General features: G+C 72.4%; 18 protein-coding genes, 1 pseudogene and 1 riboswitch. Of the genes and pseudogenes, 12 read left to right on the plus strand and 7 right to left on the minus strand.

The genetic code is table 11. The annotated features are described in order from the left end of the window. Positions 1-488: phosphoketolase family protein (locus IE242_RS26380; protein ID WP_506417254.1), on the plus strand; the 488-nt coding region annotated here is incomplete at its 5' end. 15 nt (positions 489-503) lie between these two features. On the opposite strand, the gene IE242_RS26385 is transcribed toward IE242_RS26380, so the two are convergent. Continuing rightward, entirely contained in the window at positions 504-1,232 is a 729-nt protein-coding gene (locus tag IE242_RS26385) for a response regulator (protein WP_189863502.1), read from the minus strand. Then, positions 1,229-2,896 carry a sensor histidine kinase gene (locus IE242_RS26390; RefSeq protein WP_189863865.1) on the minus strand — a complete coding sequence of 556 codons (1,668 nt, stop codon included), beginning with the start codon at positions 2,894-2,896 and terminating at the stop codon, positions 1,229-1,231. The genes IE242_RS26385 and IE242_RS26390 overlap by 4 nt, the downstream gene beginning before the upstream one ends. A 297-nt stretch (positions 2,897-3,193) precedes the next feature. On the opposite strand from IE242_RS26390, the gene IE242_RS26395 reads away from it, so the two are divergent. From IE242_RS26395 to IE242_RS26410, 4 genes are all read left to right on the plus strand, one after another. Then, the gene (locus IE242_RS26395) at positions 3,194-4,177 is read left to right on the plus strand and encodes a Bug family tripartite tricarboxylate transporter substrate binding protein (protein ID WP_189863868.1); all 984 of its coding nucleotides are present in this window, start codon (positions 3,194-3,196) and stop codon (positions 4,175-4,177) included. Further along, positions 4,174-4,725 (plus strand): tripartite tricarboxylate transporter TctB family protein, encoded by a 552-nt coding sequence (locus tag IE242_RS26400; protein WP_189863504.1) that lies wholly within the window; start codon positions 4,174-4,176, stop codon positions 4,723-4,725. The genes IE242_RS26395 and IE242_RS26400 overlap by 4 nt, the downstream gene beginning before the upstream one ends. A 1-nt stretch (position 4,726) precedes the next feature. Then, positions 4,727-6,223 (plus strand): tripartite tricarboxylate transporter permease, encoded by a 1,497-nt coding sequence (locus tag IE242_RS26405; RefSeq protein ID WP_189863506.1) that lies wholly within the window; start codon positions 4,727-4,729, stop codon positions 6,221-6,223. A gap of 113 nt (positions 6,224-6,336) precedes the next feature. Then, positions 6,337-7,833, plus strand: a complete 1,497-nt coding sequence (locus tag IE242_RS26410) for an alpha/beta hydrolase (RefSeq protein WP_189863508.1) — start codon at positions 6,337-6,339, stop codon at positions 7,831-7,833. A 64-nt stretch (positions 7,834-7,897) separates the two neighbouring features. On the opposite strand, the pseudogene IE242_RS37995 reads toward IE242_RS26410, so the two are convergent. Further along, positions 7,898-8,119 (minus strand): annotated as a pseudogene (locus IE242_RS37995) (winged helix DNA-binding protein); the annotation flags it as partial. Positions 8,120-8,260: 141 nt separating this feature from the next. Between IE242_RS37995 and IE242_RS26415 the strand changes: the two are divergent. After that, complete coding sequence (locus IE242_RS26415; protein WP_189863510.1) at positions 8,261-9,058, plus strand: alpha/beta fold hydrolase; 798 nt, start codon at positions 8,261-8,263, stop codon at positions 9,056-9,058. 42 nt (positions 9,059-9,100) lie between these two features. Here IE242_RS26415 and IE242_RS26420 read toward each other — a convergent pair whose 3' ends face one another. From IE242_RS26420 to IE242_RS26435, 4 genes are all read right to left on the minus strand, one after another. Further along, positions 9,101-9,508, minus strand: a complete 408-nt coding sequence (locus IE242_RS26420; RefSeq protein WP_189863512.1) for a CoA-binding protein — start codon at positions 9,506-9,508, stop codon at positions 9,101-9,103. 93 nt (positions 9,509-9,601) lie between these two features. Further along, positions 9,602-10,267 carry a DUF5701 family protein gene (locus tag IE242_RS26425; RefSeq protein ID WP_189863514.1) on the minus strand — a complete coding sequence of 222 codons (666 nt, stop codon included), beginning with the start codon at positions 10,265-10,267 and terminating at the stop codon, positions 9,602-9,604. Between the two features lie 61 nt (positions 10,268-10,328). Further along, entirely contained in the window at positions 10,329-11,216 is an 888-nt protein-coding gene (locus tag IE242_RS26430) for a Vgb family protein (RefSeq protein WP_373299591.1), read from the minus strand. A 5-nt stretch (positions 11,217-11,221) separates the two neighbouring features. Then, positions 11,222-11,878 (minus strand): CatB-related O-acetyltransferase, encoded by a 657-nt coding sequence (locus tag IE242_RS26435; RefSeq protein ID WP_189863518.1) that lies wholly within the window; start codon positions 11,876-11,878, stop codon positions 11,222-11,224. A 155-nt stretch (positions 11,879-12,033) separates the two neighbouring features. Between IE242_RS26435 and IE242_RS26440 the strand changes: the two genes are divergently transcribed. From IE242_RS26440 to IE242_RS26465, 6 genes are all read left to right on the plus strand, one after another. Continuing rightward, positions 12,034-12,678: a TetR/AcrR family transcriptional regulator gene (locus IE242_RS26440; RefSeq protein WP_189863520.1), complete on the plus strand. Its 645-nt coding sequence runs from the start codon at positions 12,034-12,036 to the stop codon at positions 12,676-12,678. Between the two features lie 83 nt (positions 12,679-12,761). Beyond that, positions 12,762-12,946, plus strand: a riboswitch (cobalamin riboswitch). A gap of 136 nt (positions 12,947-13,082) precedes the next feature. Next, on the plus strand, positions 13,083-14,060 hold the full coding sequence (locus IE242_RS26445) for an ABC transporter substrate-binding protein (RefSeq protein WP_189863870.1): 978 nt from the start codon (positions 13,083-13,085) through the stop codon (positions 14,058-14,060). Further along, entirely contained in the window at positions 14,057-15,154 is a 1,098-nt protein-coding gene (locus IE242_RS26450) for a FecCD family ABC transporter permease (RefSeq protein WP_189863522.1), read from the plus strand. The genes IE242_RS26445 and IE242_RS26450 overlap by 4 nt, the downstream gene beginning before the upstream one ends. Further along, positions 15,151-15,945, plus strand: coding sequence for an ABC transporter ATP-binding protein (locus IE242_RS26455; protein ID WP_189863524.1), 795 nt, complete (start codon positions 15,151-15,153; stop codon positions 15,943-15,945). The genes IE242_RS26450 and IE242_RS26455 overlap by 4 nt, the downstream gene beginning before the upstream one ends. Before the next feature lie 118 nt (positions 15,946-16,063). After that, positions 16,064-16,759, plus strand: a complete 696-nt coding sequence (locus IE242_RS26460) for a hypothetical protein (RefSeq protein ID WP_189863526.1) — start codon at positions 16,064-16,066, stop codon at positions 16,757-16,759. Beyond that, the gene (locus IE242_RS26465; protein ID WP_189863528.1) at positions 16,756-17,304 is read left to right on the plus strand and encodes a SixA phosphatase family protein; all 549 of its coding nucleotides are present in this window, start codon (positions 16,756-16,758) and stop codon (positions 17,302-17,304) included. Before IE242_RS26460 ends, IE242_RS26465 begins: the two co-directional genes overlap by 4 nt. The last annotated feature ends 17 nt before the right edge of the window (positions 17,305-17,321 follow it).

Raw genomic sequence — 17,321 nt, forward strand, 5'->3', positions numbered from 1 at the left:
GGGACGTGCCCACCCAGGAGGTGCTGGCCGCCGCCCAGCTGCTGCGCCGCCATCTGCCGGAGCTGACGGTACGGGTGGTCAACGTCGTGGACATCGCCCGGCTGATGCCCCAGGACGCCCATCCCCACGGGATGAGCGACTTCGAGTACGACGGCCTGTTCACCACCGACAAGCCGGTGATCTTCGCGTACCACGGCTACCCGTGGCTGATTCACCGCCTCGCCTACCGCCGCACCGGCCACGAGAACCTGCATGTGCGCGGCTACAAGGAGATGGGCACCACGACCACCCCGTTCGACATGGTGGTCCGCAACGACCTCGACCGATTCCGCCTGGTCATGGACGTCATCGACCGTGTGCCCGGGCTCGCCGTCCGGGCCGCGGCCGTACGTCAGCGCATGGCCGACGCGCGCACCCGCCACCACGCCTGGATCCGTGAGCACGGCACCGATCTGCCGGAGGTCGCGGAGTGGACGTGGGCGGGCTGAACGACACCCCGATCGTCACCCCCGCCAGTGGTACCGGCGTTCCGGCCGCCCGGCGGCGCCGTACCGCAGGGACACCTCCGCGCTGCCGGTGGCGTGGAAGTGCTCCAGATAGCGGCGGGCGCTGACCCGGGAGACACCGGTGGCCGCCGCGCACTCGGCCGCGGAGAGCGTGCCGTCCGCCGCCCGGAGGGTGCGCTCCACCAGGTCGGCGGTCTCCACGCTCAGCCCCTTGGGCAGCGGCGTGGTGCCGGGTGCGGCCGTGAACGCTCCGGCCAGCACCCGGTCCACGTCCGCCTGGCCCCGTACGACCGTGGTCAGCAGCCGGCCGCGCTGCTCGGCGTACCGCTCCAGGCGGGAGCGCAGGTCCTCGTACTCGAACGGTTTGAGGAGGTAGTCGACGACGCCGTGCCGGACGGCGCCGCGCACCGCGTCCGCCTCGCGCGCGGCGGTGATGGCCATGACGTCGCAGTCGTGCCCGGCGGTGCGCAGCCTCGGGATGACGTCCAGGCCGAAGCCGTCCGGCAGGTACAGGTCGAGCAGGACCAGGTCGGGGCGGAGCGCGTCGACGGCCGCCACCGCCTCGCCCGCGGTGCCCGCCGTGCCGACGACCCGGAACGGCGCGACACGCTCGACGAACGTACGGTGCACCCGGGTCACCATGAAGTCGTCGTCGACGACGAGGACATCGATGGTGCCGTTCGTGACGGTCGGTGCGGGCGCCGGCGCTCGCGTGGGCGCTCTCATCGGGATACTCCTTCCGCCACCGCCGGCGCGGGGTGGCTCACGGTCATGCGGGCGGTGAACATCGCCCCGTCGGGCGTGTTGGTCACCGCGATCTCCCCGCCGTGGCGCTCGCACACGAGCCGGGTGAGCGCGAGGCCGATGCCGCGCTCGCCCTCCTCGGCGGCCTTGGTGGTGAAGCCGTGCGCGAAGACCTCGTGGGCCAGTTCGGGGGCGACGCCGGGGCCGGAGTCACGGACCTCGATCTCCACGCTGGCGGCGTCCTGCCGGAGCCCGACCTCCACCCACGCCCCGTCGTCGGCAGGGTCGGCACCGCCCGCGGTCACCGCGTCGATGGCGTTGTCGACGAGGTTGCCCACCACGGTCGCCACGTCGGCGGCGTCCTCCGGCGCGAGCCGGTCCAGTGCCGTGTCGTCCGAAATCCGCAGGGTCACCCTCCGCTCCGCCGCCAGTGACGACTTGGCCATCAGGAGGGCGGCCACGGCCGTGTCGCGGACACGCCGGGAGAGGGTCACGTCGAGCGACTGGCGGCGCTGGTGCAACGCGCGGATGTAGCGCACCACTTCCTCCTGCTCGCCGATCTGGATCAGCCCGGAGATGGTGTGCAGCTGGTTCGCGAACTCGTGGGCCTGCGCGCGCAGCAGCTCCGAGGAACTGCGGAAGGAGCCGATCTCCCGCTCCAGCCGGGCCAGTTCGGTGCGGTCCCGCAGTGTCGTCACCGAGCCGAGCGGGCGGCCGTCCTTGGTGACCGTCATCCGGTTCATCACCAGGACGCGGCCGTCGCGGATGACCACCTCGTCGTGCCGGTCCGCCTTCGCGGGGCTTCCCTGGGCCCCCGCCCCCGCGAGTACGTCCCGCAGCCGTCCGTCGATGCCGAGCTCGGCGAGACCGCGGCCCACACAGTCCTCCGGCAGCCCGAGCAGCCGCCGGCCCACGTCGTTCACCAGGGTGATCCGGGCCTGCGGATCCAGCGCGACGACGCCCTCCGCGATGCCGTACAGCATCGCCTCGCGGTGCTCGGCCAGCCCCGCGATCTCGCGCGGCTCCAGCCCGAGGGTCTGCCGCTTCACCCGCCGCGCCAGCAGCCAGGAACCGGCCACGCCCAGCCCGCTGGCGATGCCCAGATAGGCCAGGAGGTACGAGGACGCGCCGCTCAGCCGCTGCCACACCGTCGGGTACGCCTCGCCGATCATCACGGTGCCCAGCCGGCGTCCGAGCATCTCCTCCGTGGCCCCGAGCACCGGCACCTGTGCCACCAGCTCCGGGCTGCCGTCCCAGGTCAGCGGCCCGGTCCAGGCGCGGCCCCGGGTGACCCCGGTGCCGAGGGGCAGCCGGCCGCCGACCGCCGTCGGGTCGGTCGAGCCGACGACGCGGCCGGCGTCGTCGGTCACCGTCACCGAGGTGACCCCGGACTGCACGTACGTGGACTGCACCAAGGTGTCGAGGGCGTCGTCCGGCGCCGGGCGGGCGAGCTGGCTGCGGACGAGGGGGGTGGCGGCGAGCTGTTCGGCCAGCGCGGCGACCCGGCGGCCCTCGACGCGGCGGAAGGTCGCCTCGGACTGGGCGAGCGAGACGGCGGCGACCGCCAGCAGCACCACCACGACGATGGCGAGCTGGAGCACCAGCATCTCGCCCGCGAGAGTATGACGACGGAACGTGGCGACCACGACGGACTCGATCTCTCCTGGCGGCACGGCGACCGGCACGACAACCGGCACGACAACCGGCAGGCCAGGGCGGCTCCGGTGCCGGGACGCACCATCATGGCGCCGACCTGCGGTATTGGAAAGAGTTGTCCGGGCGAAGACTTGTGGTGACCGCAAAGACCACAACCTCCATTGGTTGCGCAAGGCAGACAGTGCGCCGCCACGCGGGCACCATGTGGCGCACATCACGCCCTTCCCGCAAGGGCTCCCCGTATTCGTACGTACCCGTACCGACCTCCAGAACAGGTGGTGGCACTCGTGCGCCTGCGCGCGCTCCTCGCCCTGCTCGGGGCCGCCCTGCTCGTGCTCGTGGGACCGCCGCTGCTCACACCGGGCAGCGGCACCGAGACCGGCACGCAGATCCCGGGCCTGCGCTTCATGGTTCCCAACACGCCCGGCGGCGGCTACGACATCACGGCCCGTACGGCCGCGAAGAACGCCGAGGACGCCGACCTCACCCACAACGTCGAGGTGTTCAACCTGCCCGGCGCCGGCGGCACGGTCGGTCTCACCCGGCTGGTGAGCGAGCACGGCAACGGCAAGCTCGCCATGTCGATGGGCCTCGGCGTCGTCGGCGCCGCCCGCTCCAACGACGCGCCCAGCACCCTCGCCGACACCACCCCGATCGCCCGGCTCACCGAGGAGCAGGACGTCGTCGTGGTCGCCAAGGACTCCCCGTACAAGACGATCGGCCAGCTCGTCGACGCCTGGAAGAAGGCGCCGGGCAAGCTCCCGGTGGGCGGCGGCTCCTCGCCCGGCGGGCCCGACCACCTCGCGCCCATGCTGATGGCGCAGGCCGCCGGGATCGCGCCCAAGCAGGTCAACTACGTGCCCTTCGACGGCGGCGGCGAACTGCTCGCCTCCATCCTCGGCAACAAGGTCGCCTTCGGCGTCTCCGGCGTCGGCGAGTACCTGGACCAGATCAAGGCGGGGGAGCTCCGGCTGCTCGCCGTCACGGGCCCCGAGCGTGTCGCCGGTCTGGACGCGCCCACCCTCCAGGAGGCGGGCTACGACGTGAACTTCACCAACTGGCGCGGCATCGTCGCCCCGCCCGGCCTCTCCGACGCGGAACGCGTAAAGCTCACCCGGCTCTTCGAGGAACTGCACGCCTCCGACGAGTGGCAGCAGTCCCTCAAGCGGAACGGCTGGGACGACGCCTTCCTCACCGGCGAGAAGTTCGGCGACTTCCTGGACGCGCAGGACAAGCGAGTGGTGTCGGTGCTGAAGGAGCTGGGACTGTGACGAAGCGGAACGATCTCACCCCGGGTACGGACGAGAGTACCGGGCGCCCCTCCTGGCAGCGCTGGCTGCGCGAACGCTCCGAACTCGGCGTCAGCGTCCTGCTCCTGCTCCTCGGCGTGCTCGTCCTCACCGACGCGCTCGCCATGGACGTCGACATGACCCAGCGCGGTCCGGTCGGACCGCGCACCGTGCCGATCGCCGTCGGCATCGGCCTGCTGGTCATCGCCGCCCTGCTCGCCGTCGACGTGCTGCGCGGCGGCCGCGGCGAAGCCGAGGCGGGCGAGGACGTCGACCTGTCCGAACCCGCCGACTGGCGCACGGTGCTGCTGCTCACCGGCGTCTTCCTCGGCGCGGCCGTCCTCATCGAGCCGCTCGGCTTCCCCGTCGCGGGCGCCCTGCTCTTCTGGGGCGCCGCGTGCGCCCTCGGCAGCCGCCGCCCCGACCGCGACCCGCTCATCGCGGCCGTGCTCTCGCTGGTCGCCTACGTCGTCTTCAACAACCTGCTCGGGGTTCCGCTGCCCGGCGGTCCGCTGATGGGAGTCCTGTGACATGAACGCTCTCAACTCCCTCATGGAGGGCTTCGGTACGGCCCTCACGCCCATCAACCTCCTCTGGGCGGCCGTCGGCGTCCTCCTCGGCACGGCCATCGGCGTACTGCCCGGCATCGGCCCCGCGATGGCGGTCGCGCTGCTGCTGCCGGTGACGTACGGGCTCGACCCGACCGGCGCGTTCATCATGTTCGCGGGCATCTACTACGGCGCCATGTTCGGCGGCTCGACGACCTCGATCCTCCTCAACACCCCCGGTGAGAGCGCCGCCGTGGTGGCCGCGATGGAGGGCAACCCCATGGCCAAGGCGGGGCGCGGCGCGCAGGCGCTCGCGGCCGCCGCCATCGGCCACTTCGCGGGCGGCATGATCGGTACGACGCTGCTGGTGGCGCTGGCACCGACCGTCGCCGACCTCGCCGTCGACATCGGGGCGCCCGACTACTTCGCCATCATGGTCCTGGCCTTCATCGCGGTGACGTCGGTCCTGGGCTCCTCCCGCATCCGCGGCCTGGCCTCCCTCCTCATCGGCCTCACCCTCGGCCTGGTCGGCCTGGACCAGATGACAGGCCAGCAGCGCCTCACCTTCGGCTCCCTGCAACTCGCCGACGGCATCGACGTGGTGATCGTCGCGGTCGGTCTCTTCGCGATCGGCGAGGCCCTGTGGGTCGCCGCCCACCTGCGCCGTACGACCGGTGAGGCCATCCCGGTGGGCCGTCCCTGGCTCGGCCGCGGCGATGTGAAGCGCACCTGGAAGGCGTGGCTGCGCGGCCCGTTCATCGGCTTCCCGTTCGGCGCGATCCCGGCCGGCGGCGCGGAGATCCCCACCTTCCTCTCCTACGTCACGGAGAAACGCCTCTCGCGGCACAAGGACGAGTTCGGCAAGGGCGCCATCGAGGGCGTCGCGGGACCGGAGGCGGCGGCGTCGGCCTCGGCGGCGGGCACGCTGGTCTCCATGCTCACCCTCGGCCTGCCCACCACGGCGGTCGCGGCCGTGATGCTGGCCGCCTTCCAGCAGTACGGCATCCAGCCGGGCCCCCTCCTCTTCGAACGCGAACCCGACCTCGTCTGGGGCCTGATCGCCTCCCTCTTCGTCGGCATGGTGCTGCTCCTCGCCCTGAACCTGCCGCTGGCCCCGGTCTGGGCGAAGCTGCTGCGCATTCCGCGGCCGTACCTGTACGCCGGGATCCTGTTCTTCGCGGCGGTGGGCGCGTACGCGGTCGGCGGCGAGGTCATCGACCTGATCATCCTGCTGATCATCGGCCTGATCGGCTTCGGCATGCGGCGGTACGGCCTGCCAGTCCTCCCCGCTGTCATCGGCGTCATCCTCGGCCCGGCCGCCGAACAGCAGCTGCGGCGCGCCCTGCAGATCAGCGACGGCAGCGTCACGGGTCTGGTCGACACGCCCTTCTCGGTGACGGTGTACGCCGTCGTGGTGCTGCTGCTGGCGTGGCCGCTGGTGCGGAGGCTGGTCACCCGGGGCCGGGCGGCCCGGAGCTGAGGTGAGGGATGACCCCCGCTTCTCCCCTAGGGGTGCGGCGGGGGCAACCCCCCGGATACACACGCCTGTTGGCTGGATGTCGGTGAGCGTGGAAACGCACGAGGATCTTTCGCATGACGAAGATCAAGCGAAACGCGGCGCTGCTCGCCGCCACGGCCGCCGTCCTGACCCTCACCGCTCCACTGACCGCCACCGCGTCCGCCCCGACCCGGGCCGGCGCGCAGCCCGCTGCTCTCGACTGGACGAAGTGCGAGGGCAGCGGGCTCGACCCACGTCAGAAATGCACCACCATCGAGGTACCGATGGACTACGCGGAGCCGGACGGCAAGAAGATCAGCATCGCGTTCTCCCGCATCCCGGCCGAGAAGCCGCAGGCGCGCCGCGGGACACTGCTCCTCATCCCCGGCGGTCCGGGCGGCGGCAGCCTCAACCGGCCGTCGGGCAAGGGCCAGAGCCTGCCGCAGGAGGTCCGGGACGCCTACGACCTGATCGGCTTCGATCCACGCGGCTACGGTGAGTCGACCCCCGTCAGCTGCGGCCTGGACCACGCCGACCTCGCCACCTCCAAGCTGCGGCCGTGGCCCGCCCCCGACGGTTCGACCACCGAGAACCTGGCCACGGCCCGCCGCATGGCGGACGCCTGCGCCCGCAACGGCGGCGAGCTCATGCAGCACATCACCACCGCCAACGAGGCCCGCGACCTCGACCGCATCCGCGCGGCCCTCGGGGAGCACAAGGTCTCCGCGTGGGGCGTCTCGTACGGCACGTACGTCGGCGCCGTCTACAGCGAACTCTTCCCGCACCGCACCGACCGCATCGTGCTCGACAGCAACGACGACCCGGACCCCACCAGGGTGGGCCGCGGCTGGCTCGCCGCGTACGAGACCGGTGTCGAGGACAACTTCCCCGAGTTCGCCGCCTGGGCCGCGCGGCCCGAGAACCCGTACCGTCTGGCCCGCACGGCGGCCGAGGTACGCCCGCTCTTCCTCGCCCTGGCCGCCCGCCTCGACCGCGAACCCATCCCCTGGCCCGGCGCCAACCCCGAGGAGCTCAACGGCAACGTGCTGCGCCAGACCATGCTGGACAGCCTCTACGATCCCGACGGCTACCCGGCCCTCGCCGAGCTGATCCTTGCCGCCCGCAAGGGAACCGTGCCGCCCGCTCCGCAGGCACCGCCCGAGGAGGCCCTGCAGAACAGCACCGCGGTCGGCGCGGCCACCCTCTGCAACGACGTCGCCTGGCCCACCTCACCGGCCGTGTACGAGAAGGAGGTCGCCGAGAGCCGCGCCGAGTACCCGCTGACCGCCGGCATGCCGAGGAACGCCATGCCCTGCGCCGCCTGGCCCTGGAAGCAGCAGGAGCCCCCGGTCCGCATCACCGACGACGGCCCCGCCTCCATCATGCTGATACAGAACGAGCGCGACGTGGCCACCCCGCTCACCGGCGCCCGGAAACTGCGCGAGGCCCTCGGCCGGCGCGCCGTCATGGTGACCGTCGACTCCACCGGTCACAACGCCTACCTCGCCAACGGCAATGCCTGCGGCGACCGCACCGTGACGCGCTTCCTGGCGACGGGGGAGCGGCCGCGGCGGGATGCGTACTGCGGCTGAGGACCGGAACTGGACGCTGAGGGGCCCGGCTGAGGGCGGGGGGCTGACGGGCCGGGGGCTGATGAGGATGCGCATCGGGGTAGTTCCTCAGGAGCCGGGACACCTCGTCGCGGGTCCTGACGGTGTCGGCGCCGACGACCTGCGCGAGCACCCACCACTGCGGCTGGGAGAGGCCGATCTCGGCGAGGGCGCCCCGGGTACGGGTGACGACGGCCTTGGAGGCCGCCCAACTCCAGTAACCGATGGGCTGCTGGATCAGTTCGGCGTCGCCGTGCGAGTACTCCATGGCCAGCCCCTCCATGACGGTCGGAGATGTGTCCCGGTCGGTCGGACAGGACGACCGTAGGAACTGAACCCGAACTTGAGGTCAAGCACGGCCGGAATCCCGCTGCCGGCTGCCTGGTCCGCTCAGCCAGACTCTGACGTCATGGAGAGCATCGTGCCGGTCAGCGACGGTGAACTGTGGGCGGACGATTCGGGGAACGGCGGACTGCCGCGCGGGTTGCCGCTGGTCCTGCTCCACCCGGGCGTCGGCGACTCGACGATCTGGGACCCGGTCCTTCCGATGCTCACCGAGCGGCACCGGGTGATCCGCTACGACGTCCGGGGCTTCGGCCGCTCACCGGCGCCGACCGTCGCGTATTCCCTGGTCGAGGACCTCGCTGCGGTCCTCGACCACTTCGGCCTGCCCCGTGCGGTGCTGGTGGGTTCCAGCATGGGCGGCGCCACGGCGCTCAACTTGGCTCTCGACACCCCGGACCGGGTGGCGGGCCTCGCGCTCTTCGTGCCCGGGGTCACGGGGTACGAGGAGCTGATGCCCTCCGGGTTCCTGCAGGAGGTGGAGCAGCTGGCCAAGGCCGGCGACATGGAGGGCATTGTCCAGCTGGGGCTGACCATGAGCGCGCGGGCGGGTGGTGGTACTCCGGACACCGATCCGGTCGCGGCCGCCCATCTTCGAAGGGCGCTGCCCGCCTGGTTCAGCAACGCCGCTCATCGGAGGACCGACGCGCCCGCGTTCGACAGGCTCGGGGAGATCACCGCGCCCACGCTGCTGGCCCTGGGGGAGCTGGACCATCCGGACGTGGTCCGCTGCAACGAGGAGATGGCCGCCCGGATCCCCGGCTGCCGTTCGGTCCGCCTGGCCGCCTCCGACCACTTCCCGACACTGCGCGAGCCGGACACCGTCGCCCGGCTGATCGAGGAGCTGTACGCCGACGCGCACTGAGCGCCGGGCACCGAATGCCGTCGGTGCCCGGTGGTCCGGCTCTCAGCCGAGTCGCGGGATCTCGATGGCGGGGCAGCGGTCCATGACCATGTCGAGGCCCATGGCACGGGTCCGCTCGTATGCCGCCTCGTCGACGACACCGAGCTGGAACCACACCGCCTTCGCCCCCTTCGCCACGGCTTCGTCGGCGACCGCGCCGGCGAGGTCGCTGTTCACGAAGACGTCCACGACGTCGACGTCGAAGGGAATGGCGTCGAGGGACGTATACCCCTGCTCTCCGTGGACCGTCTCGGCCTTGGGGTGCACGGGGACGATCCGCTTGCCGAAGCGCTGCAGGACCGCTGCGACGCCGTATGCGGCGCGCTCCCGATTCGAGGAGAGGCCGACGACGGCCCAGGTGTCACCGTGCTCGGTGAGGATCTTGCGGACGGTCTCCGTGTCGCCGTGCATGCTGTACCTCCGTTGTCTCGGCCACTCGTCCGACGAGAACGCGCCGGGGCCGCGGGCGATTCCCGCAGCCCCGGGCCGAGGGAGGGCGCCGGCCTATGCGGTGGTGCGGCGGGAGCCGGCGGAGGCCATGCCGAGCCAGGTGTGGGGGTTGCCCTCCCAGCACCAGCCGAGCTTGGGGGCGTTCTGGCTGATCCATATCGCCGGGACCCGGCGGTCACCGGAGCGTGAGCCGCCGAGGGAGAAGCACTTGTTCTTGACGAGGATCTGCGGGAAGTGGGTGATCAGCGCGATCCCTTCCTCGATGGTGAGCAGGGTCCGCCCTCTGTCCGCGATGACGTCCATGGCGTCACGGGGCACGGCGCCGCAGAACTCCTCTCCCCGCTCGACGCCGAGCACCAGATAGGCACGCTGGTCGGGCAGAGCGGTTGAGGGAGTGGCGACGAAGCGTTCGAGGGCGCCCGGTTCGAAGGAGCGGTCGACGAATCCGGGCTTGTCCTTGCCGTGCAGGGTGGTGCGCGGCATCGTCTGCTCGATCGGAGCGACCTGGCGGGTCACCACGAGCAGGAAGGGCACCCGGCCGGCCTCCGGATCGTACGGCGTGTGGGTCGCGGTGGACGTCACGACATCACGCAACGGGGCGAGCAGCGCGGCGTACTGTGCCGCGTCGGGTCCGGTCGCGGCCGGGTGGTCACGCTCGATCAGATTGCGGACCTGCCGGTCGAACTCCGAGCCCGCGTCGAAAGGTGTCTGCTGTGTCAAGGCGCTCCCATCGTCCTGTCAGTTGTCGCCGGTCGTCCTGCAGTCGTCGTCGGCCGTCCTGTCAGCCGTCGTCGGCCGCCGGGGCGACACGGGCCAGCGCGCCGGTCTCCAGCGCCGTCCACATCGCGCCGTCCGGGCCGAGGGCGATGCCGTGCGGTTCGGATCCGGGAGTGGGCAGGTCGTGCACGGCGACGGTGCCGTCGGGAGCGAGCGAACCGACGCGGTTGGCGCCCCATTCGGTGAACCACGGGGTGCCGTTCCCGTCGATCGCGACGGCGTGCGGCCGGGCGGCGCGGTCGGGCAGCGGGAACTCGGTGATCCGGCCGTCGGTGGTGATCCGGCCGATCTGGCCGGCGGCGATCTCGACGAACCAGAGGACGCCGTCGCGGCCCGCGGTGATTCCCACCGGCGCGGCGGCCTCCGTCGGCAGCGGATGGAGCGTGACCGCGCCGTCCGTGCCGATCCGCCCGACGGCGTTCGTCTGATTCAGGGTGAACCACAGCCCGTCGTCGTCCCCCGCGGCGATCGCGGAGGGGAACGCGCCGGTGACCGGCAGCGGGAACTCGGTGACCCGGCCGTCGGTGGTGATCCGGCCGATGCGGTTGGCGGCGGTCTCCGTGAACCACAGCGCGCCGTCCGGTCCCGCGGCGATGCCGAACGGCCCGCAGCCGGACGGCAGCGGGAACTCGTCGACGACGCCGTCCGTGGTGATCCGGCCGATCCGGTGCGTGCGGTACGCGGTGAACCACAGCGCGCCGTCCGGCCCGGAGGTGATGATCGTCGGTCCGCAGGCGGGATCGATCCGGTGGCTCGTCGGCTCGCCGCCGGGCACCAGCCGTCCGATCCGGCCGGCGTGGACCAGGGTGTACCACAGCGCGCCGTCCGGTCCCGTGGTGATCGCGTACGGGCCGGAGGCACGGTCGGTCACGGTGTGCTCTTCGATGGACAGGGAGGTCAAAGGGCCTTCTCCAGACCGTTGTCGGCGGCGATGCGGGCGATGTCGGCCGGGGTGCCGGCCATGATGGTGCGGGCGTGCTCGGTCACCAGGGCGACGGGCCAGTCCCACCAGGCGGCCCGCAGCAGCCGGTCGATGTCGGCCTCGTCGAAGCGCCGGCGGATGGCCCTGGCCGGGTTCCCGCCGACGATCGTGTACGGCGGGACGTCGGCGGTGACCACGGCGCCGGCCGCGACGACGGCTCCGTGGCCGATCCGTACGCCGGGCATGACCGTGGCGCCGTAGCCGAACCAGACGTCGTTGCCGACGACGGTGTCGCCGCGGCTCGGCATGCCGGTGACGATGTCGAGGGTCCGCTCGGCCCACTCGCCGCCGAACATGGTGAACGGATACGTCGACACGCCCATCGTCGGGTGGTCCGCGCCGGCCATCAGGAACCGGGTGCCCGTGGCGATCGCGCAGTACTTGCCGATGACGAGCCGCTCCGGACCGTAGGCGTACAGCACGTTGCGGTCCGCGAAGGCGGTCGCGCCGTCGGGGTCGTCGAAGTAGGTGTATTCACCCACCACGATCTCGGGACGGCTGATCAGCGGCTTGAGGAAGACGACCCGCTCATGGGCGGGCAACGGGTGGACGGCCATCGGGTCAGGTGTCACGCAGAGGTCCTCTCGGCGGGGCCGGATCACGGAGCGGATCACGGACGCGGGTCACGGACGCGGGTCACCCGTGGCCGACCCGGCGACCATAAGTTATGTCGGTCCTAGAAATGTGTCAAGCATATTTTTGGGTTCGACCTAGGTATAGTCCTTCCATGAGCCCACGGGAGACGGGCCTCAGGGCCCTGAAGAAGCATCGGACCAGGGAGAACATCTCGCGCCAGGCCACCAGGCTGTTCCTGGAGCGGGGCTTCGACCACGTGACCATCGCCGAGGTGGCGGCGGCCGCGCAGGTGGCCAAGATGACGGTCACCAACTACTTCCCCCGCAAGGAGGACCTCGCGCTCGATCAGCACGACGTCTTCATCGAGATGCCGGCCGCGACCATCCGCGAGCGCGAGCCGGGGGAGTCGGCGCTGGCCGCGCTGCGCCGTGCCTATCTGGCCGCGGTGGCCGAGCGGAATCCGGTCATCGGCTTCTCGGGCCCGGAGTTCGCCCGGATGATCACCGGCAGTACGGCGCTGGTGGCCCGGCTGCGCGAGTTCCACGACGACCGGGAGAAGGCCATGGCGCGGGTGCTCGCCGAAGAGACCGGCGCCGAGGCGGGCGACATCGTGCCCCGGGTCGCCGCGGCCCAACTGGGCGGCATCCACCGGCTGCTGTTCGAGGAGACGCTGCGGCTGACCCTCGACGGGCGCACCGACGACGAGATCGCACACACCCTCACCGGCCATGTCCGCACCGCCTTCGACGCCCTCGAACCCGCACTCGCCGACTACGCGGTGCGCCGCGCCCGCTGACCGTCCTCGTTCCGGTGCGACCACGTGCCGATGGTGGGGAACTTCGACGGCACAGGGTGCCCGGCGATGACCGAGATACGCCGTGATAGCTTTCCGGAGCCAGTCGAACCCACATGTCTGGGTCAGGGAATCCGGTGCGAATCCGGAGCTGACGCGCAGCGGTGAGGGGGACGGGCGGGGCATCGGCCACTGGACCGCGAAGGGTCCGGGAAGGCGCCGCGTCCGGACGATCCCGAGTCCGAAGACCTGCTGGCGGCCTCCGCGGTCGTACGACGGCGGGGGAGCACCGTACGACCGGGCTCCGCGTTCGAGCCCTCGACGATCAAGGATTCGCCTCCGTGCCCTTCGCACGCCTCGTACGCTCCGTACGTTCCGCCGCCCTGCCCGTTCTGCCCGTCCTCGGAATGCTCGTGCTGAGTGCCTGCGGGTCGGGGAAGACCGCAGGCGAACCCGTCGCCGACGCGGCGGTCTCCCTCACGAACTGCGGGCACACCGTCCGCGTCGGCGCGCCGCCGGAGAGGGCCGTCTCCCTCAACCAGGGCACCACCGAGATCATGCTCTCCCTCGGGCTCGCCGACCGCATGGTGGGCACGGCGACCTGGACCGACCCGGTGCTGAAGGGGTTGGAGGAGGACAACCGCAAGGTGAAGCGGCTCGCCGACAACGCCCCCTCCTTCGAGCGTGTCCTCGACACGGACCCCGACTTCGTCGCGGCCTCCTTCGTCTCGACGCTCGGCAAGGGCGGCGTGGCGACCAGGGAGCAGTTCGGGAAGCTCGGCGTGCCCACCTACGTCTCCCCGTCCGACTGTGCCGGCAAGGACAACTCCGGGGACGGCGACGGGGCCCGCAAGGACGCGCTGACCATGGACGCCGTGTACCGGGAAGTGCGCGATCTCGCCGAGGTGTTCGGGGTGGAGGAGAAGGGGGAGGAACTCGTCACGTCGCTGGAGCGGCGCATGAAGAAGGCGACGGCGGGCGTCGATGCCTCCGGCGTCACCCTCATGTACTGGTTCGCGAACTCCGAGTCGCCCTACATGGCGGGCTGCTGCGGCGCACCCGGCATCATGACCCGCGCCCTGGGCGCGAAGAACGTCTTCGACGACACGCACGACGAATGGCCCCAGATCAACTGGGAGACCGTCGCCGAACGCGACCCCGACGTCCTGGTCATCGGCGATCTGACGCGTAGGTCGCAGACCGCCGAGACCGCCGAGAAGAAGATCGAGTTCCTGGAGTCCAACGCGGTCACCAAGAACATGACGGCGGTGAGGAAGAAACGGTACGTGCTGCTCAGCGGGCAGGCGCTGAACCCGACCGTCCGTACCGTCGAGGGCGTGGAGCGGATCGCCTCCGCGCTGCGTGAGTACGGGCTGGCCGGGTGACCGCCCGTCCCACGGCCCGTACCCCCGCCGGCACGGAGCCGGAGCCCGCGACGTCCCCGGTCCGTCCGGCGCGCGGCGTCCGTACCGCGCGCCGCCTGCTGCTCGTGGTGGCCGCGGCCGCCCTGCTGGGCGCCTCGGTCGCCGGGGCGATCACCATCGGGCCCGCCGACATCCGGGTCGGTGACGTCTGGTCCGTCGTCGCCGCCCACCTGGGGTGGGGGAGCACGGACGTGAGCCCCATCCGGGACGGCATCGTGTGGGAGCTGCGACTGCCGCGTACCCTGCTGGCCGCCGTGTGCGGGGCCGGGCTCGCCGTCTGCGGCGCGGTGATGCAGTCGCTGCTGCGCAATCCGCTCGCCGACCCGTTCGTGCTCGGGGTGTCCTCCGGCGCGTCCACGGGCGCCGTCGTCGTGGTCGTCCTGGGCATCGGCGGCGGGGCGGTGTCGCTGCCGGCGGGCGCCTTCGTCGGCGCGCTGCTGTCGTTCGCGCTCGTTCTGCTGCTCAGCCACAGCCTCGGCGGCAGCACCGACCGCGTGGTGCTGTCGGGTGTGGCCGCGATGCAGCTGTTCTCCGCGCTGACCTCCTTCGTCGTCATGACCGCGGCCGACGCCGAGACCACCCGCGGGGTGCTGTTCTGGCTGCTCGGGTCGCTCGGCGGGGCGGGCTGGACGGATGTGTGGGCCTGTCTCGCCGTGCTCGTGGTGGCCCTGGCGGTGTGCCTGGGGTACGCGCGGACGCTCGACGCCTTCGCCTTCGGGCAGGACGCGGCCGCCGCGCTGGGCGTGTCCGTCGCCCGCACCCGGCTGGTCCTGCTGTGCGTGACGGCCCTGCTGACGGCCGCGCTGGTGGCCTCCGCCGGTGCCATCGGCTTCGTCGGCCTGGTGCTGCCGCACGCCGCCCGGGCGCTGGTCGGGCCGGGCCACGCACGGCTGCTGCCGGTCGCCGCGCTGGCCGGGGCGGTGTTCCTGGTGTGGGTCGACACGCTGGCCCGTACGGTGCTCGATCCCCAGGAGGTGCCGGTGGGGGTGGTGACCTCGCTGATCGGGGTGCCGGCGTTCGTGCTGGTGCTGTACCGGACGAGGAGGGCGGGATGACGGCGACGACGGATGCGCGCGGGAACCAGGGGCTGCGCGCCGAGCGCGTCTCCCGTACCGCCGACGGCCGCCTCGTCCTCGACGGCGTCGATCTCGCCCCGGCACCCGGTTCCACCGTCGGCCTCCTCGGCCCCAACGGCTCCGGCAAGTCCACGCTCCTGCGGCTGCTCGCCGGAGTGCTCGCGCCCGCCTCCGGCGTCGTCACGCTCGACGGCGACCCGCTCGCCGGACTGAACCGCCGCGACGTCGCCCGCCGGATCGCCGTCGTCGAGCAGCAGGCCGACACCCAGGTCGAGCTGACCGTCCTCGATGTCGTCCGGCTCGGCCGCGTCCCGCACCGCCGGGCCTGGACCCCCGCCTCCGCCCACGACGAACGAGCCGTCCAGGAAGCCCTGGAGCGCACCGGCCTCACCGACCGCGCCCGCCAGTCCTGGCACACCCTGTCCGGGGGTGAACGGCAGCGTGTGCAGATCGCCCGCGCCCTCGCCCAGGAACCCCGCGAACTCCTCCTGGACGAGCCGACGAACCACCTCGACATCCAGCACCAGCTGGAACTGCTCAACCTGGTCACCGACCTCCCCGTCACCACCGTCATCGCCCTGCACGACCTCAATCTCGCCGCCCTGTACTGCGACGAACTGGTGGTGCTGCGAGCGGGCCGCGTGGTCGCCCGGGGCGAGCCGCGCGAGGTCCTCACGGAGGAACTGATCGCCGAGGTGTACGGGGTGCGGGCGACGGTCACATGCCCCGAGGGACGGCCGCACGTGCGCTATCTGGGCACACTGAGCTGATCCAGGGCCCGGGGGCCGGGCGTACGTGACCGGCCGGGAAGGGCCGGTCGCGTACGACCCTCCGCCAAGTCCTGCCGCCCTCCTGCGGCCCGCGCCGCTTCCGCCCTAGGCTCGCCCCGTGCTGCGCATCACCGACGCCCGCACCGGCGAGCCCACCGAGCTGCGCCGGACCCTCACCCGCGTCCACGCCCACGTGACCGGCGCCGACACCTCGGCCCTGCGCGTCCTGCTGGTCGCCGACGTGCTCGCCCGGGCCCTGGAACTGGACGGCGTACCCGTCCTCACCGTCGCCGACCCACCCCCGGAACTGCAGGCGCGTGCCACCGCCCTCGGTATCCGGCCCGCCGCCGGGACCACCGCGCCGGCCGCGGGACGGGCCGCCCTGCACGTGGCGGCCCCCGGCACCGCCGTACCCGAGGACGGCGTCCGCATCACGGTCGCGCCGGCCGGGAACACGGCGGCCGGTACCTCGGCCGACGGTCCCGCCCTGCGCTACGCGCTGCTGGCCCACCCGCGCGCGGAGACCGCCGCGCTCGGCGGCGACGTCGCGGACGCGGCCCGTGACACGCTCGCGCGCTGGCGCGGGGCCGTCGCCGCCTGGGCCACCCGCCCGTCGCGGCCCGTCCCCGAGGCCGTACTGCGGGAACTGCGCTCCGCGTGGGAGGACGACCTGGACATGCCCGCCGTGCTCGACGTCCTGCGCCGGGTCGAGCGCGTGGACGACCTGCCCGACGGCGCCCGCTTCGAGACGTACGCCTACGCGGACCGCCTCCTCGGCCTCGAGCTCACCCGGGACGTCGGAGCCCCGGCGTGATAGAGCGCACCGGAACGGGCCCGCTGCGCCGTCTCGTCGTCCTGCGGCACGCCAAGTCCGCCCGGCCGGCCGGCGTGGCCGACCACGACAGGCCCCTCGGCCCGCGCGGCCGGCGCGACGCGCCCGCCGCCGGGCGCGCCCTCGCCGACGCCGGGCGGCTGCCCGACCTGGCGCTGTGCTCCACCGCCCTCCGCGCGCGCGAGACGTGGGAGCTCGCCGCCGCGCAGTGGGGCACACCGCCGCCGGTACGGTACGAACCGGAGCTGTACGCGGCGACCGTGCCCGAACTGCTGGTCGTCGTGCGCGCCGTCCCCGAGGAGGTCGGGACGCTGCTGATCGTCGGGCACAATCCGGGCCTGGAGGAACTCGTCCTGGAGCTGGCCGGGGACGGCCTCGACGACACCCTGCGGGCCGTCCGCACCAAGTTCCCCACCTCCGCGATCGCCGTGCTCGCCTGGCACGGCCGCACCTGGCGGGACCTCACCCCCGGCGGGGCGCTGCTGACGGACGTGATGGTGCCGAGGGGCCGGGCGGAGACCTCCTGACCGCACGCATAGGCTGG

This window comes from Streptomyces poonensis (assembly GCF_014650915.1).
GTDB classification, from domain to species: domain Bacteria; phylum Actinomycetota; class Actinomycetes; order Streptomycetales; family Streptomycetaceae; genus Streptomyces; species Streptomyces poonensis.

Excerpts from the sequence above, each read along its gene's own strand:
- IE242_RS26385 (WP_189863502.1), bottom strand. The coding sequence starts at position 1,232 with ATGAGAGCGCCCACGCGAGCGCCGGCGCCCGCACCGACCGTCACGAAC.
- IE242_RS26405 (WP_189863506.1), top strand. The coding sequence starts at position 4,727 with ATGAACGCTCTCAACTCCCTCATGGAGGGCTTCGGTACGGCCCTCACG.
- IE242_RS26410 (WP_189863508.1), top strand. The coding sequence starts at position 6,337 with ATGACGAAGATCAAGCGAAACGCGGCGCTGCTCGCCGCCACGGCCGCC.
- IE242_RS26415 (WP_189863510.1), top strand. The coding sequence starts at position 8,261 with ATGGAGAGCATCGTGCCGGTCAGCGACGGTGAACTGTGGGCGGACGAT.
- IE242_RS26420 (WP_189863512.1), bottom strand. The coding sequence starts at position 9,508 with ATGCACGGCGACACGGAGACCGTCCGCAAGATCCTCACCGAGCACGGT.
- IE242_RS26440 (WP_189863520.1), top strand. The coding sequence starts at position 12,034 with ATGAGCCCACGGGAGACGGGCCTCAGGGCCCTGAAGAAGCATCGGACC.
- IE242_RS26445 (WP_189863870.1), top strand. The coding sequence starts at position 13,083 with ATGCTCGTGCTGAGTGCCTGCGGGTCGGGGAAGACCGCAGGCGAACCC.
- IE242_RS26455 (WP_189863524.1), top strand. The coding sequence starts at position 15,151 with ATGACGGCGACGACGGATGCGCGCGGGAACCAGGGGCTGCGCGCCGAG.